General features: G+C 42.9%; 10 protein-coding genes and 1 pseudogene. 5 read left to right on the top strand and 6 right to left on the bottom strand.

Annotation, left to right across the window (positions count from 1 at the left end; translation table 11 throughout):
* The first annotated feature begins 8 nt into the window (after positions 1 to 8).
* Positions 9 to 2,363 (top strand): nitric-oxide reductase large subunit, encoded by a 2,355-nt coding sequence (locus BTA31_RS17620; RefSeq protein ID WP_076793337.1) that lies wholly within the window; start codon positions 9 to 11, stop codon positions 2,361 to 2,363.
* A gap of 44 nt (positions 2,364 to 2,407) precedes the next feature.
* Here BTA31_RS17620 and ric read toward each other — a convergent pair whose 3' ends face one another.
* Positions 2,408 to 3,121: an iron-sulfur cluster repair di-iron protein gene (gene ric, locus BTA31_RS17625; RefSeq protein ID WP_076793338.1), complete on the bottom strand. Its 714-nt coding sequence runs from the start codon at positions 3,119 to 3,121 to the stop codon at positions 2,408 to 2,410.
* Positions 3,122 to 3,286: 165 nt separating this feature from the next.
* Between ric and BTA31_RS17630 the strand changes: the two genes are divergently transcribed.
* The 4 genes from BTA31_RS17630 (at position 3,287) to BTA31_RS17645 (ending at position 6,520) form a co-directional block, all read left to right on the top strand.
* The gene (locus BTA31_RS17630; RefSeq protein WP_003182336.1) at positions 3,287 to 3,658 is read left to right on the top strand and encodes a DUF1360 domain-containing protein; all 372 of its coding nucleotides are present in this window, start codon (positions 3,287 to 3,289) and stop codon (positions 3,656 to 3,658) included.
* Positions 3,659 to 4,086: 428 nt separating this feature from the next.
* Positions 4,087 to 5,631, top strand: coding sequence for a cellulase family glycosylhydrolase (locus tag BTA31_RS17635; protein WP_076793391.1), 1,545 nt, complete (start codon positions 4,087 to 4,089; stop codon positions 5,629 to 5,631).
* Between the two features lie 98 nt (positions 5,632 to 5,729).
* On the top strand, positions 5,730 to 5,987 hold the full coding sequence (locus tag BTA31_RS17640; protein WP_076793339.1) for a YnfE family protein: 258 nt from the start codon (positions 5,730 to 5,732) through the stop codon (positions 5,985 to 5,987).
* Between the two features lie 26 nt (positions 5,988 to 6,013).
* Positions 6,014 to 6,520: a GNAT family N-acetyltransferase gene (locus BTA31_RS17645; protein ID WP_076793340.1), complete on the top strand. Its 507-nt coding sequence runs from the start codon at positions 6,014 to 6,016 to the stop codon at positions 6,518 to 6,520.
* Positions 6,521 to 6,811: 291 nt separating this feature from the next.
* Here the strand turns inward: BTA31_RS17645 and BTA31_RS17650 are convergent, their stop codons facing one another.
* The 5 genes and pseudogenes from BTA31_RS17650 to BTA31_RS17675 all read right to left on the bottom strand — a co-directional run.
* Entirely contained in the window at positions 6,812 to 7,369 is a 558-nt protein-coding gene (locus BTA31_RS17650) for a TetR/AcrR family transcriptional regulator (RefSeq protein WP_076793341.1), read from the bottom strand.
* A 22-nt stretch (positions 7,370 to 7,391) separates the two neighbouring features.
* Positions 7,392 to 8,570, bottom strand: coding sequence for an MFS transporter (locus tag BTA31_RS17655; protein ID WP_043928176.1), 1,179 nt, complete (start codon positions 8,568 to 8,570; stop codon positions 7,392 to 7,394).
* Between the two features lie 278 nt (positions 8,571 to 8,848).
* A complete protein-coding gene (locus BTA31_RS17660; RefSeq protein ID WP_076793342.1) occupies positions 8,849 to 10,255 on the bottom strand; it encodes a right-handed parallel beta-helix repeat-containing protein in 1,407 nt (468 codons plus the stop codon).
* A gap of 150 nt (positions 10,256 to 10,405) precedes the next feature.
* On the bottom strand, positions 10,406 to 11,740 hold the full coding sequence (gene brnQ, locus BTA31_RS17665) for a branched-chain amino acid transport system II carrier protein (RefSeq protein ID WP_076793343.1): 1,335 nt from the start codon (positions 11,738 to 11,740) through the stop codon (positions 10,406 to 10,408).
* 553 nt (positions 11,741 to 12,293) lie between these two features.
* Positions 12,294 to 12,932, bottom strand: a pseudogene (locus BTA31_RS17675) (NAD(P)-dependent alcohol dehydrogenase); the annotation flags it as partial.
* Positions 12,933 to 12,958: the final 26 nt, after the last annotated feature.

Consider the following 12,958-nt stretch of genomic DNA (forward strand, 5'->3'; position numbering starts at 1 on the left):
GAACCGCAATGGAAGTTCAAAGAAAGACGGTGCCCGTTAAAAAAGCATCAAAAAACGGTTTTTTGAAATCTGTTCTCGTCTTTACTTTAATCGTAAGTTTTTCGGTGCTGCTTTTAGGAGGCTATTGGATCTTCAAAGGACTTGCACCAAGACCTGTTGAAGTGTCCGGGCCAAACGGAGAGGTGCTCATGACAAAATCGTCCATTTCAGGCGGCCAGGCCGTATTTCAAAAATACGCGCTGATGGACTATGGAACGATTTTGGGGCACGGATCTTATATGGGGCCTGATTACACGGCCGAAGCCCTGAAAATCTATACGGAAGGGATGCAGGATTTTAAGGCGGAAAGGAAATACGGCAAACGCTTTAAACATCTTTCAGATGAAGAGCAGTCCATCATCCGGAATCAAGTCATCCGCGAAATGAGAAAAAACCGTTATGATCGCGCATCAGATACATTGAAGCTGACAGACGCGCAGGTCTATGGCTTGCATCAAGTGCGCGATCATTACCGCAAAGTCTTTACCAAAGGAGACGGCTGGGGGCTTGAGCCCGGTTTAATTAAAGAAAGCCACATGCCCAAACGTGACAGGGCGTGGGTTGACAGCGAAGACCAAATCACGCAGATCTCCGATTTTATCTTTTGGACGGCATGGCTTTCCAGTACATTAAGGCCGGGCGACGACATTACGTATACGAACAACTGGCCGTACGATGAAGATGCCGGCAACACGATGTCATTCGCCGCCGTTTGGTGGAGCGGCGCAAGCGTCACCATCCTTATTTTATTTGTCGGCATTATTTTATTTGTGTTTTACCGTTACAAGCTTGGAATGAAAGAAGCTTACCAGGAAGGGGCGTTTCCGGTATTTGATCTGGATAAACAGCCGCTAACGGCTTCACAGGTTAAAACCGGAAAATATTTCGCCGTTGTGTCGCTGCTGTTTTTTGTTCAGGCGATGTTCGGAGCTTTGCTTGCCCACTATTATATTGAGCCGGACAGCTTTTTTGGGATCGATTGGATCAGGGAGCTGCTGCCATTCAGCATATCTAAGGGATTTCACCTCCAGCTGGCGATCTTCTGGATTGCGACTTCATGGCTCGGCATGGGCATTTATGCGGCGCCGCTTGTCGGAGGACGCGAGCCGAAAAGGCAGGGGCTGCTTGTCGACATTCTGTTTTGGGCGCTGATCGTCCTTGTCGGCGGAAGCATGGCCGGCGAATGGCTCGGAGCAAAGGGCTTTTTAGGAAACAACTGGTTCTTATTCGGTCACCAAGGAATGGAATATATTGAACTCGGCCGCTTCTGGCAGGTCATTCTTGCACTCGGCATGCTGATTTGGCTGTTTATCGTCTTCAGAGGCATTAAGAGCGGCCTCAAGCGGGAGTCTGATAAAGGCGGTTTGATTCATCTGCTGTTTTATTCTTCGATCGCCATTCCGCTGTTTTACGGTGCAGCCTTTTTCTTTAATCCCGGCACTAATATTACAATGTCGGATTTTTGGCGGTGGTGGATCATCCATCTTTGGGTGGAAGGGATTTTTGAAGTTTTTGCCGTCGTGGTCATCGGCTTTTTGCTCGTGCAAATGAACCTGGTGACGAAAAAGTCGACTGTCAGAACGCTCTATTTTCAATTGACGATCCTGCTGGGGAGCGGTGTCATCGGAATTGGACACCATTACTATTACAACGGGTCTTCCGAAGTCTGGATCGGCCTCGGTTCTGTCTTTTCATGCCTGGAAGTCATCCCGCTTACCCTGCTTGTATTGGAAGCTTACGAACAATACAAGATGATGAAAGACGGCGGACATCACTTCCCGTATAAAGCAACGTTCTGGTTCTTGATTTCAACGGCGATCTGGAATCTGGTCGGTGCAGGGGTATTGGGCTTTTTGATCAACCTGCCTGCCGTCAGCTATTTTGAGCACGGGCAGTTTTTGACACCTGCCCACGGGCACGGGGCGATGATGGGCGTGTACGGCATGTTTGCCATTGCTGTCTGGCTGTATACGCTGCGCAATATCACCAAAAAAGAAGCATGGAATGATAAATGGCTGAAAATAGCCTGCTGGTCGCTGAACATCGGCCTGTTCGGAATGGTGTTTATCAATTTGCTGCCGGTCGGTTTTCTTCAATTGAAAAAAGCGTTTGAAGACGGGTACTGGAGCTCAAGGGCGCCTGAGTTTTTACAGCAGGATGCAGTGCAAACGCTGCTGACTTGGAGGGCGGTGCCGGATACGATCTTTTTAGCCGGAATCGTGATTTTGGTTGTATTCAGCATCAGAGCATTATTCCATCTCCGCAAACCGACGCATCGGGAAGGAGAAGCGCTGCCTGTTAAAGACATTGCTTCAGATGAATAGATAAACAAAAAGACAGAGGAAGTAAAATCCTCTGTCTTTTTGTTTTATTGATTGGCTTCCGCTTCAAGCCGCGGGAACAAAATATTGTTTTCCAGGTGAATGTGCTGAAAAAGATCCGTTTCCAATTCATCAAGCTTTAAGTAAGTCAGTGTATATGTTGTGCATGCCCCTTCAGGAAGGGTATAGTCATTGGCCACTCTTCTCAGTTCCTTCAGGATGCTGCCTGCGGCTTCATGCTCTTGTTCAAGGACGTCGATCGTCTGAACCGCTTCCGCTAAGCGGTCCATTGATCGCGTCTCTTCATAAGCCATCACTTTCGGGAAAATATGTTCCTCTTCCTGGAAGAGATGATGTTCGAGTTCTGTTTTCAGCTGATGGAACAATTGATGGACCTGGGCGAGCTCCGGATGATGGATGCCGTGAACCCGGTATACTTTTGTAACAAAGCCTGACAGTTCAGGAAGCACCTCATACAGGTAAGCATGGTGCGTATGAATCACATGGTCGATCAGCTGTGAATACGGGGCTTCACTCCAGTTCGTCTCTTTTGCGTTTAATGCTTTTGTCTCTTGATATAATGTATTGATTCTAGCTAAGATCTCTTCTTCATTTAAATCCTGTTCTTTTATCGCTTCACCGATCGGACGGTTGCCCCCGCAGCAAAAGTCGATGCGATATTCTTTCAGCAGCCGGCTGGCTCTTGGAAAATGGGTAACAATATCACCCGTTTTTGTGTTTTGATCAAAAACTGTTTCCATTTGTAAAACCTCCTGAAGTGTTTTTTATGCTATGGGTTAAATGTAACGGGTTCACCGAAGGAAAATCGTGATCTACATCACATTCTGAAAAAATGACGGAAAAAGCAATAAGTCAGAAGAAATTGGGAAATAGCTATAGATAACTTTTCATGTTGGAGGCCCGCAATGGAGCATATATCCTGGCTTACATTTACGATGCTGATTCTCGCCAGTTACCGGTTAACTCATTTAATTGTTTTTGATAAGATCACGGAGTTTATCCGGAAACCGTTTATGAAGAAAAAGCAGACGGTTGATGAACAAGGGCATGTAGAAACGAAAAAAGTGCCGAAATCAAACTTCGGCTATTTGCTGAATTGCTATTGGTGTGCAGGGATATGGTGCGCTTTGATCATTGCTGTCGGGTATCTGATTGTCCCAAAAGCGATATTCCCGTTGATTTTGATTTTGTCGGTCGCCGGGGGACAGGCGATTCTTGAAACGTTTGTCGGTGTCGCAACAAAACTTGTCGGCTTTTTCTCCGATTTAAAGAAGTAAACCATTCCAAGCGGATGGTTTTATTTTTTTGTCAATAAAGTGACACAAACAGCAGAGGAGAACGTGTCGGTTTTATGAACTTTGTACGGTGATTTTTTCCCGGCGGCCGCTTTTTAAGATGAGAGGAGGCGTTATTTTGAAGCGAATCTGGTTTTTAAAATTTCGAATTGAAAGAATAAGAATGTGCAAAGTCCCCGTTCATACTTTTTAAGCATTTAAACATTAGCGCTCAGACCTTCCATTTTATAAGAAAAGAGGAAATAGATAGATTTTTAAAGCGATAAAAAACGAGAAATATGGTTGATAGACAATCGATGAATAGTTTTTTTACAATCAGTTCGTGCTACAGGCCAAGAAAGGAGTGAAAAATGTCTGTCAGAAAAGTATTTTTGGAAAATAACATCATTGGAGGAAAAAGAATGTCATATATGAAACGTTCCATTTCTGTCTTCATCGCTTGTTTCATGGTAGCGGCACTCGGCATCAGCGGTATCATAACACCTAAAGCGTCTGCCGCTTCTAAAACACCCGTTGCTGTAAACGGGCAGCTCACCTTGAAAGGTACGCAGCTCGTCAATCAAAACGGAAAAGCGGTTCAACTGAAAGGAATCAGCTCTCACGGTCTGCAGTGGTATGGCGATTATGTCAACAAAGACTCGTTAAAATGGCTGAGAGACGACTGGGGCATCAATGTTTTCCGCGCAGCCATGTATACAGCTGAAGGCGGCTATATTGACAATCCGTCGGTTAAAAACAAAGTGAAGGAAGCCGTCGAAGCGGCAAAAGAACTCGGAATCTATGTGATCATTGACTGGCACATACTGAGCGATGGCAACCCAAACCAAAACAAAGCGAAAGCTAAAGAGTTTTTCAAAGAAATGTCGAGCCTTTACGGCAAGACACCAAACGTCATTTTTGAAATTGCCAACGAGCCGAATGGCGATGTCAACTGGAACCGCGACATTAAGCCTTACGCCGAAGAAATCCTGTCCGTGATCCGCAAAAATTCTCCGAAAAATATTGTGATTGTCGGGACAGGCACTTGGAGCCAGGATGTCAACGATGCGGCGGACAATCAGCTAAAAGACAGCAATGTCATGTACGCGCTCCATTTTTATGCGGGTACGCACGGTCAGTCTTTGCGGGATAAAGCCGATTATGCACTCAGCAAAGGAGCGCCGATTTTCGTCACAGAATGGGGAACGAGCGATGCTTCCGGAAACGGCGGGGTCTACCTTGACCAATCCAGGGAGTGGCTAAAATATTTAGACAGCAAAAAAATCAGCTGGGTAAACTGGAATTTGTCTGATAAACAAGAGTCATCAGCAGCTTTAAACCCCGGCGCTTCTAAAAAGGGAGGATGGTCGCAATCCGACTTGTCCCCATCAGGTAAATTCGTCAGGGAAAATATCCGCAGCGGATCAAACGGTTCGTCAGGAGACTCTGGATCGAATTCGAAAGGGTCAGATCAAAAAGACCAAAAAAAGGATCAGGATAAACCAGGTCAAGACAGCGGCGCTGCAGCTAACACGATAGCAGTACAATACAGAGCGGGGGACAACAATGTAAACGGCAACCAAATCCGCCCTCAGCTCAACATTAAAAACAACAGCAAAAAAACCGTCTCTTTAAATCGAATCACTGTCCGCTACTGGTATAAAACGAATCACAAAGGACAAAATTTTGACTGCGACTATGCCCAAATCGGCTGCAGCAAAATCACACACAAATTCGTCCAATTAAAAAAAGCGGTAAACGGAGCAGACACGTATCTTGAAGTAGGGTTTAAAAATGGTACATTGGCGCCGGGTGCAAGTACAGGTGAAATCCAGATCCGTCTTCACAATGACGACTGGAGCAATTATGCCCAAAGCGGCGACTATTCATTTTTGAATTTAAACACGTTTAAAAATACGAAAAAAATCACGTTGTATGAGAACGGAAAGCTGATTTGGGGTACTGAACCTAAATAACAGCACTTTGACGGACACCGGATTTGGTGTCCGTTTTCGTATATATTATAATGGAAGGAATGAGGAATATTTTTGTAAACATGAAAGGAGATGGATGTATGAATGAAACATTGCAGCAATACATGATGCTTGTCAAGGAACACTATGACACGATCAATGGACCGGATTACACAGGCAAAGAGGAAGACATTGAAAAGAGAAAGGAACAAATCGAGCTTTACGCCAAAACGCTTCAGCAAGGCTTTTCAACAGATGATGACTATGATGAATTCGCAGATGCCGTGATTAAATGCGCATACGGAGATCTGACGATAGAAGAATTAGAAACGGTTTATCAGGAATTAACGTCTCCATAATTAATAAAATAAGGGGGAGGAGAAGCATGAAAGACATGATCATGAAGACAGACCGGCTTATTTTGCGAAAAATGAGGCGCGATGACGCCGAAAACCTGCTCGAAATCTTTTCTGATCCGATAGCCATGGAATATTATCCATCGACAAAGAATGAAAAACAGACATTGCAATGGATCGACAGGACGCTTGAAAACTATGAAAAACACGGAACCGGTCTGTGGATTGCCGAACATAAACAAACGGGCGAATTTTTAGGCCAATGCGGCATCGTGCCACAGGAAGTCGAAGGATCGAACGAAATGGAAATCGGCTATTTGTTTAAACGGAGCGTCTGGAAAAACGGCTATGCAACCGAAGCAGCATCAGCATGCAAACAATATGGATTTGAGTCATTTCATCTGAAAAAAATCGTATCTTTACCTGATGCGAAAAATCTGCCGTCCAGAAAAGTAGCCGAACGAATCGGGATGACTTTAGAAAAAACAATACATAAATGGGGAAAAGAAATTGCCGTATATTCAGTGTATCGCTAAATTTTTATTCTGTCTCACTAACTTGAGTATACTTTGATATTGAGACAGAATTTCTTTTTAACCCTCAACTTCCGAGAATATATATTATGTAAACTAGAAAAAGATTTGAAAAAGAGAGGCAATAAGTTAAGCGCCTCCCTCTCTTAATTGGAAGTTAACAGAACTGAATTACATAAATGTTATAAGGGCTGCAATGTTGCTCCCTAAATTTAAAACCTTTGCATTTCCTGCTGACTCTATTACATCTGACTTACAATCATGATTCCGACTTTCTAAACTAAATCGGGTGATCTACAACAGTCCGCGCCAAAAAATATCAAATGAGATCTCTAAAGACCGTTCAAATGATTGTTTGTTTTCGTACACCAGTTGAATGTTAAGCCCGTCATAAAGCGTAATAAATCCTATCGCGCACTTCTCCGGCGGACAGTTCACATCCGAATCCTTGAAAACATTCGCTATCCGTTCTTTTAAAGTATGCAAATATAAAAGGTATTGGGCTGAAATAAAATCACTTACTTCAGCAGGCGCTTTAAAGGACATGGCCTGCAAAAAAGCTACATTTGGCAATGCATGAAAACGGACTTGGTTTTCTTTTAAAAAGTCATATATTTGACTCTTTGCAGGCGTATGTTTTCGGGAATCGAAGTATTCATTGATAAATGAAATTTCCTCTCCAACAATCTCGGGGTATATTTCCATCAGCAATTCTTTTTTTGATGAAAAATGATAAGCGAGAGATTGTTTTCTGATTCCCAATTCTTTTGCAATATGCGACATTTTGACTCCCTCATAGCCCAATTCATTAAATTGGCGAACCGCTGTACGCTTTATATTCTCTCTGGTCAATATAGCGTCCTCCCCTCCATTTTCAGGCTGTTTTTCTCTTCAAGAAGATATATAAAATATATAATAAAACAAACAGCAGGTACATGAAAATAGCGGCAATATAGATCTCACGATAGGAATAAACCGTTGCAACCAAACCTAATAATAAGGAGCCTCCGCCAATTCCCATATCGAAAAAGTTAAAGAACGTTCCCATTGCATCCTCATGTTCATGCTCTTCCACAAGATTTATACACCATGTTTGGATGGCGGGAAAAATTGAGCCGAATCCAAAACCGTAGCATATAGCCGCTGTAAAAAACATTGCATTTGTTTGTGCGAAATATAATATTGACAGCCCTGCTATTGAAAATAGCGAGGCGGGAATCAGGATGGCGGCAGCTCCATATCGGTCAAATGTTCTGCCGGAAATAAGCCGTATAAAAAAACTGGCTCCTGCAATCAAAAAGAAAAACATCCCGACACTATGAAACCCCTTTTCAATTGCATAGAGCGAAAAGAAAGACATAATTCCAGATGCAGCAATACCAACGAATAAAATAAGTATTGACGGAAACAGTACACGTTTTTCCAATACTTTTAACTTTACAGTTCCCTTTTCGCCAGTGCCAGTTGTTTCCGGCTGTCTGCGCACGAAAACAGCCATAAGTACCGCCAGCAAAAGAACGGACATGCCGCCTAAAAAAAGTCTTTGAAAATCATAAAGCTCCAGAGCCGCGATACCGATCATCGGTCCAACGGAAACTGCAATTGTCTCACCTACTCCAAAATATCCAATTCCTTCCCCTCTTCGCTCTTTAGGGATAATTTCGGCTGCGATTGTCGCAAAATAGGTCGTCGCCAAACCAAACCCGGCCCCATGTATTAAGCGAATCAATAATAAAACGCTGACATCAGACGCCAGGTAATAGGCTCCTGTTGAGAAAGCGCTGATCACAATTCCTAAAATGAGCAAATATTTTTTATTGAACCGTAAAGCCAATGCCCCTGCAAAAGGACGAACAGCAATTGCAGAGATCATAAAAATACCCGTGACATAGCCGACTTGTTTTGCCCCTCCTCCAATAGCCGTCACAAACAAAGGCAAAGTCGGCAATAACATTTCAAATACCATAAACAAGAAAGCATTTGCAAGCGTCACAAAAACAAATGACAATGACCATATTTTTGCAGTATTTATTTTTTCTACATTCAATTCCATTTGGCTACCTCTCACTCACTGTTTTTATTTTTCTTCTCAAGCATTCACTTTAACTGACTACGGTCAGTTTGTAAATATAATTTTATAAAATTTAAGCTATTAATAAGCAGAATTTAAAAAATAAAACTTGATTAAACTGACTGTTGACAGATAGAAGTTGGGTCGCAAAGGGTATCTTCCAATAAATAAAAAAGCTACTCTCAAAGAGTAGCTTTTGTGGTGCGTGCAGGCATTAAACTTCCATATGCTTTATAAATTTAGCCTGTTTTCCTATGAAATTATTTAATGACCGGCCAAGCCGGTGAATCCGGATCTAATGTAAAGTCATAAGACTTCTCGTCGCGATACATCGGATCGGCATAAATCGACTCATGATCTTGATTTGTTGCGTTTTGATACGACGAAAACGAGTCATATTCATTCTTCTTCCAAATCCATAGACCGTCTTTGCCGGCTTCCTTGTGGTACACGTTATGATTCACTTTGTTTCCTTCATTTTTCGTAAAATCGTTTGCGATAAATATTCGCGAATCGCTTGCTGTTATGATGTTTTTTTCGATTGTATTGGTTTTTGTGTCATACTGGAGCAAAAGCTGTCCGCCATCCAGCCCCTTTGTATCATTGCGGTAAATAATATTGTGTGCAATGACAGAATGGCTGGTGCCTCCCCGCTTTTTGTCGTATCCTCCGATAGAAATGCCCGTGTACGCATTCTTATATACCGTGTTGTCGGTTATTTGAATATCATCAGCATATTTCCCTTTATGTTCAGACGTTGCTTCAATTCCGATATCGTTGCCGTAGACTGTGTTTTTCTTAATGTCAATACTTTGTCCTCCGTCAACATATATTCCGCCTGCTGAGTAGTCATCTCCATAGGCAGGATTTCCGTAAGTGGAGTTATTGTAAACTGTATTGTTTTCTACGGTCCCGTTGCGAACAAAATCGTTTTGAGCGGCCGTTCCTTCATAACCGATCAGATCAATTCCAATGTTGTTATTGTCGCGAACGACACTGCCTCTGATCGTGAAACCGTCAATGTTTCCGTTCAGCACAACCGCTTCACTCGCTCCGAGTGTCAGCTTTTCAACCGTATTGTCCTCGATCTTAATGTCTTTCATGCTGCCGGATCCATAGACGGCAATTCCGTGGGCATTGCCATCATCCGCTGTTGTTTTTATATCGCGGACGTGATTATTCTTAATGGTGATATGGCTGCTGGAGCCTGACACATAAATTCCCATGGCGGTTGCTTCTTCCGATGAAACGGAAAGATCTTGAATTGTCAGGCCGCTGATTGTGATGTATTGTTGATTGTGAATATGAATGAGCGGTGTTTCATATTCCGCGTCCTTAACAGATTCTCCGCTGATGACGACTTTTTCATTTTCGTAGTTTTGAAACGTGATAGGTTTTTCAGCCGACCCGCTCTCTTTTACATCAATTGTTTCATGATACGTGCCTTCCCGAATCATGACAGTTGTGCCGGGGACAGCTTTTTTTGCTGCATGTCCCAGAGTTCGGAACGGTTTTTCTTTCGTTCCTTCATTTTGATCATTTCCATTTGGGGCAACATACAAGCTGTTAGCCGGTTCTGCTTCTTTTGCTCCGGTCTTATCGTCATTAAAAGCGATGATAACAGAAACTAAAATACACGCTGATAAAATAAAATACCATATTCTCATACTCAGCACTCTTTTCTATTGAAAATGGATAACTAACTCAATTATAGAATATCCATTTATGGAAAACCATCGCAAACACTCGAAAGCATTTAAAAAAGGCATCCCCTATGATTCCAGGGTTGCCTCTATGTTTATGAGTTAATTCAGCTTTTACGCGTACCTTGTATGATTTTTCGTCCGCAGTCTATGAATGAGATAGCCGCCTATTCCTCCTAAAATCGAAGGAAGCACCCAGCCTAATCCGATGTCATACATCGGGAGAAACTGATTGAAAAAATGATTAATAGCTGCAATTTTTAGTCCGGCAGCATTCAGGCCGTCAAACAGACTGATGATAAAGGTCAATATCAGACTGCCTTGATACACTTCCCTCTTCCCTTTAAATAGGGGATGTAAAAATGTTAAGAATATTAAAGAAATCGCAATGGGATACAAAGTTGTTAAAACCGGCATTGAAACGTTAATCAGCTGTGTTAATCCTATATTTGCTACAAGGGTGCTGAACATTGATAAGATGACAGCGATCTTTTTATAGGAGATGTTTGGAAACAAGCCGTGGAAAAATGAAGAGCATGCTGTGATGAGTCCCACACTTGTTGTCAGACATGCTACCGTAATCATTAAGCCCAAAAAAACGGAACCATATGGTCCGAAATAATAGGATGAAACCTTTGCCAAAACCTCGGCTCCATTTTCTAAAAGACCCAGTTTTTCAACGCTGGAAGCCCCCATATATGAAAGTGCTGAATAGATCAGAGCCAAGAGCGCCGCTGCAATCGCCGTTGATTTTGCACAAACGATCATGAGCTGTTTTTTGGAGACCGCTCCCTTCTCTTTCATGGCGTTCACAATGATGATTCCAAATACAAAAGCGACAAGGGCATCAAGTGTAAAGTAACCTTCTTTGAACCCTTTAAAAAATACGTGTGATGCATATCCTTCAGACGGAGCTTGAAAGCTTCCAATTGGGTGAATAATAGCCGTAACAACGAGCAATCCGATAAATGTTAATTTAATAGGAGTTAGAAATTTTCCGATTACATCGATAATTTTAGTTGGATTCAGGGACAGCAAGCATGCCACTGTGAAAAATAATACGGTAAATATGATTAAGGCAACAGGGGCCGCATCATTTGATAAAAAAGGTTTAACCCCTATTTCAAACGACACATTGCCGGATCTGGGAATCGCGAAAAAAGGGCCGATTGCTAAATAGAGAACCGTTGTAAATACAATGCCGAACAACGGATGCACACGACTGGCCAGAGACTGCAAGTCATTTTTTCCTGAAAAAACGAATGCCGTAATGGCGAGCAATGGCAATCCGACTCCGGTCACCAAGAATCCTGCATTGGCTGTCCATACATTCTCTCCGGCCATCTGACCAAGCATAGGCGGGAAAATGAGATTTCCTGCACCGAAAAATAATGCAAATAGCATTAATCCTATGATTAGGATAAATGAAAAAGGAATTTTTTTTGCCATGATGAGTCCTCCGATTCGGGTTAAGCTATTAGTGCGTTTTTAGTAGTCAGCAGTGTAGTACGATAAAAATTTTCAAAATAAATGTCCTGAATTATCAGTAAATATTAAATAAAAGTACTATCCTACTATAGTAGCTGTTACTCGTATTGTCAAAGGTTAAGTCTGTATATAATTACGGCATGCTCTTTCTTTGAAATTGATTTACAAGTTTGTTACAACATGTAAAAATAATAATGGAAAGCAAATTCACTTTGGGAGGTTGTGAAATGCCATTAGGACCTGCAATCATTTCGGTATTAATAGTATTCGGCATCGTATATGTCATTATGAGAGCGGTAAGGAAATCTAATTGATGGCAGGACGCCTCGGCCCCGATCCCTTGTTGCATAAGCTGCATTCAATCCCCGTTCGGCACTCTGCTCTGTACTGAACAAGGAGATATATAGAATGGTATCTCATTCGCTCGGCTGAAATTGCCGGGTCATGCGGGGCAAAAGCTAAGAAAAGAGACCAGTCAAATGGAATGACTGGCCTATCTGGTATTAAATATGATTTACAAAGTAGAGACATCAATCACGAATCGATAACGCACATCGCTTGTAAGGACGCGCTCATACGCTTCATCTACTTGGTCAGCTCCGATGACCTCAATTTGCGGAGCTATGCCGTGCTCAGCAGCGAAATCAAGCATCTCTTGTGTCTCCCGTATGCCGCCGACAAGTGAACCTGCAATGCTGCGGCGGCCCATGATTAAGGAAAACACACTGTACTGATCCCGTTCAGCCGGTGCGCCGACGTTAACAAGTGTTCCATCTACGCGAAGAAGCGATAAATATGCATCAACGTCCAGATTGGCAGACACCGTGTTTAAAATAAGGTCAAAACGGCCGGCCAGTTTAGTGAATACGGCAGGATCACTAGTTGCATAGTAATGGTCTGCGCCAAAACGCAAGGCTTCTTCCTGTTTATTCAAAGAGCGGCTCAAGACCGTTACTTCTGCTCCCATGGCATGCGCGAATTGGATGGCGACGTGGCCGAGTCCCCCCATTCCCACAACGGCAACTTTCTTGCCGGGGCCTGCGTTCCAATGCTTCAAAGGAGAGTACGTGGTGATGCCTGCACACAAGAGCGGGCTTGCAACATCCAAGTTCAGGCTGTCCGGAATGCGGACAACGAAATCTTCTTTAACCACTCGGAAGTCACCTTCTTCAAATTCTC

The sequence above is a fragment of the Bacillus haynesii genome, assembly GCF_001969855.1.
Lineage (GTDB): Bacteria > Bacillota > Bacilli > Bacillales > Bacillaceae > Bacillus > Bacillus haynesii.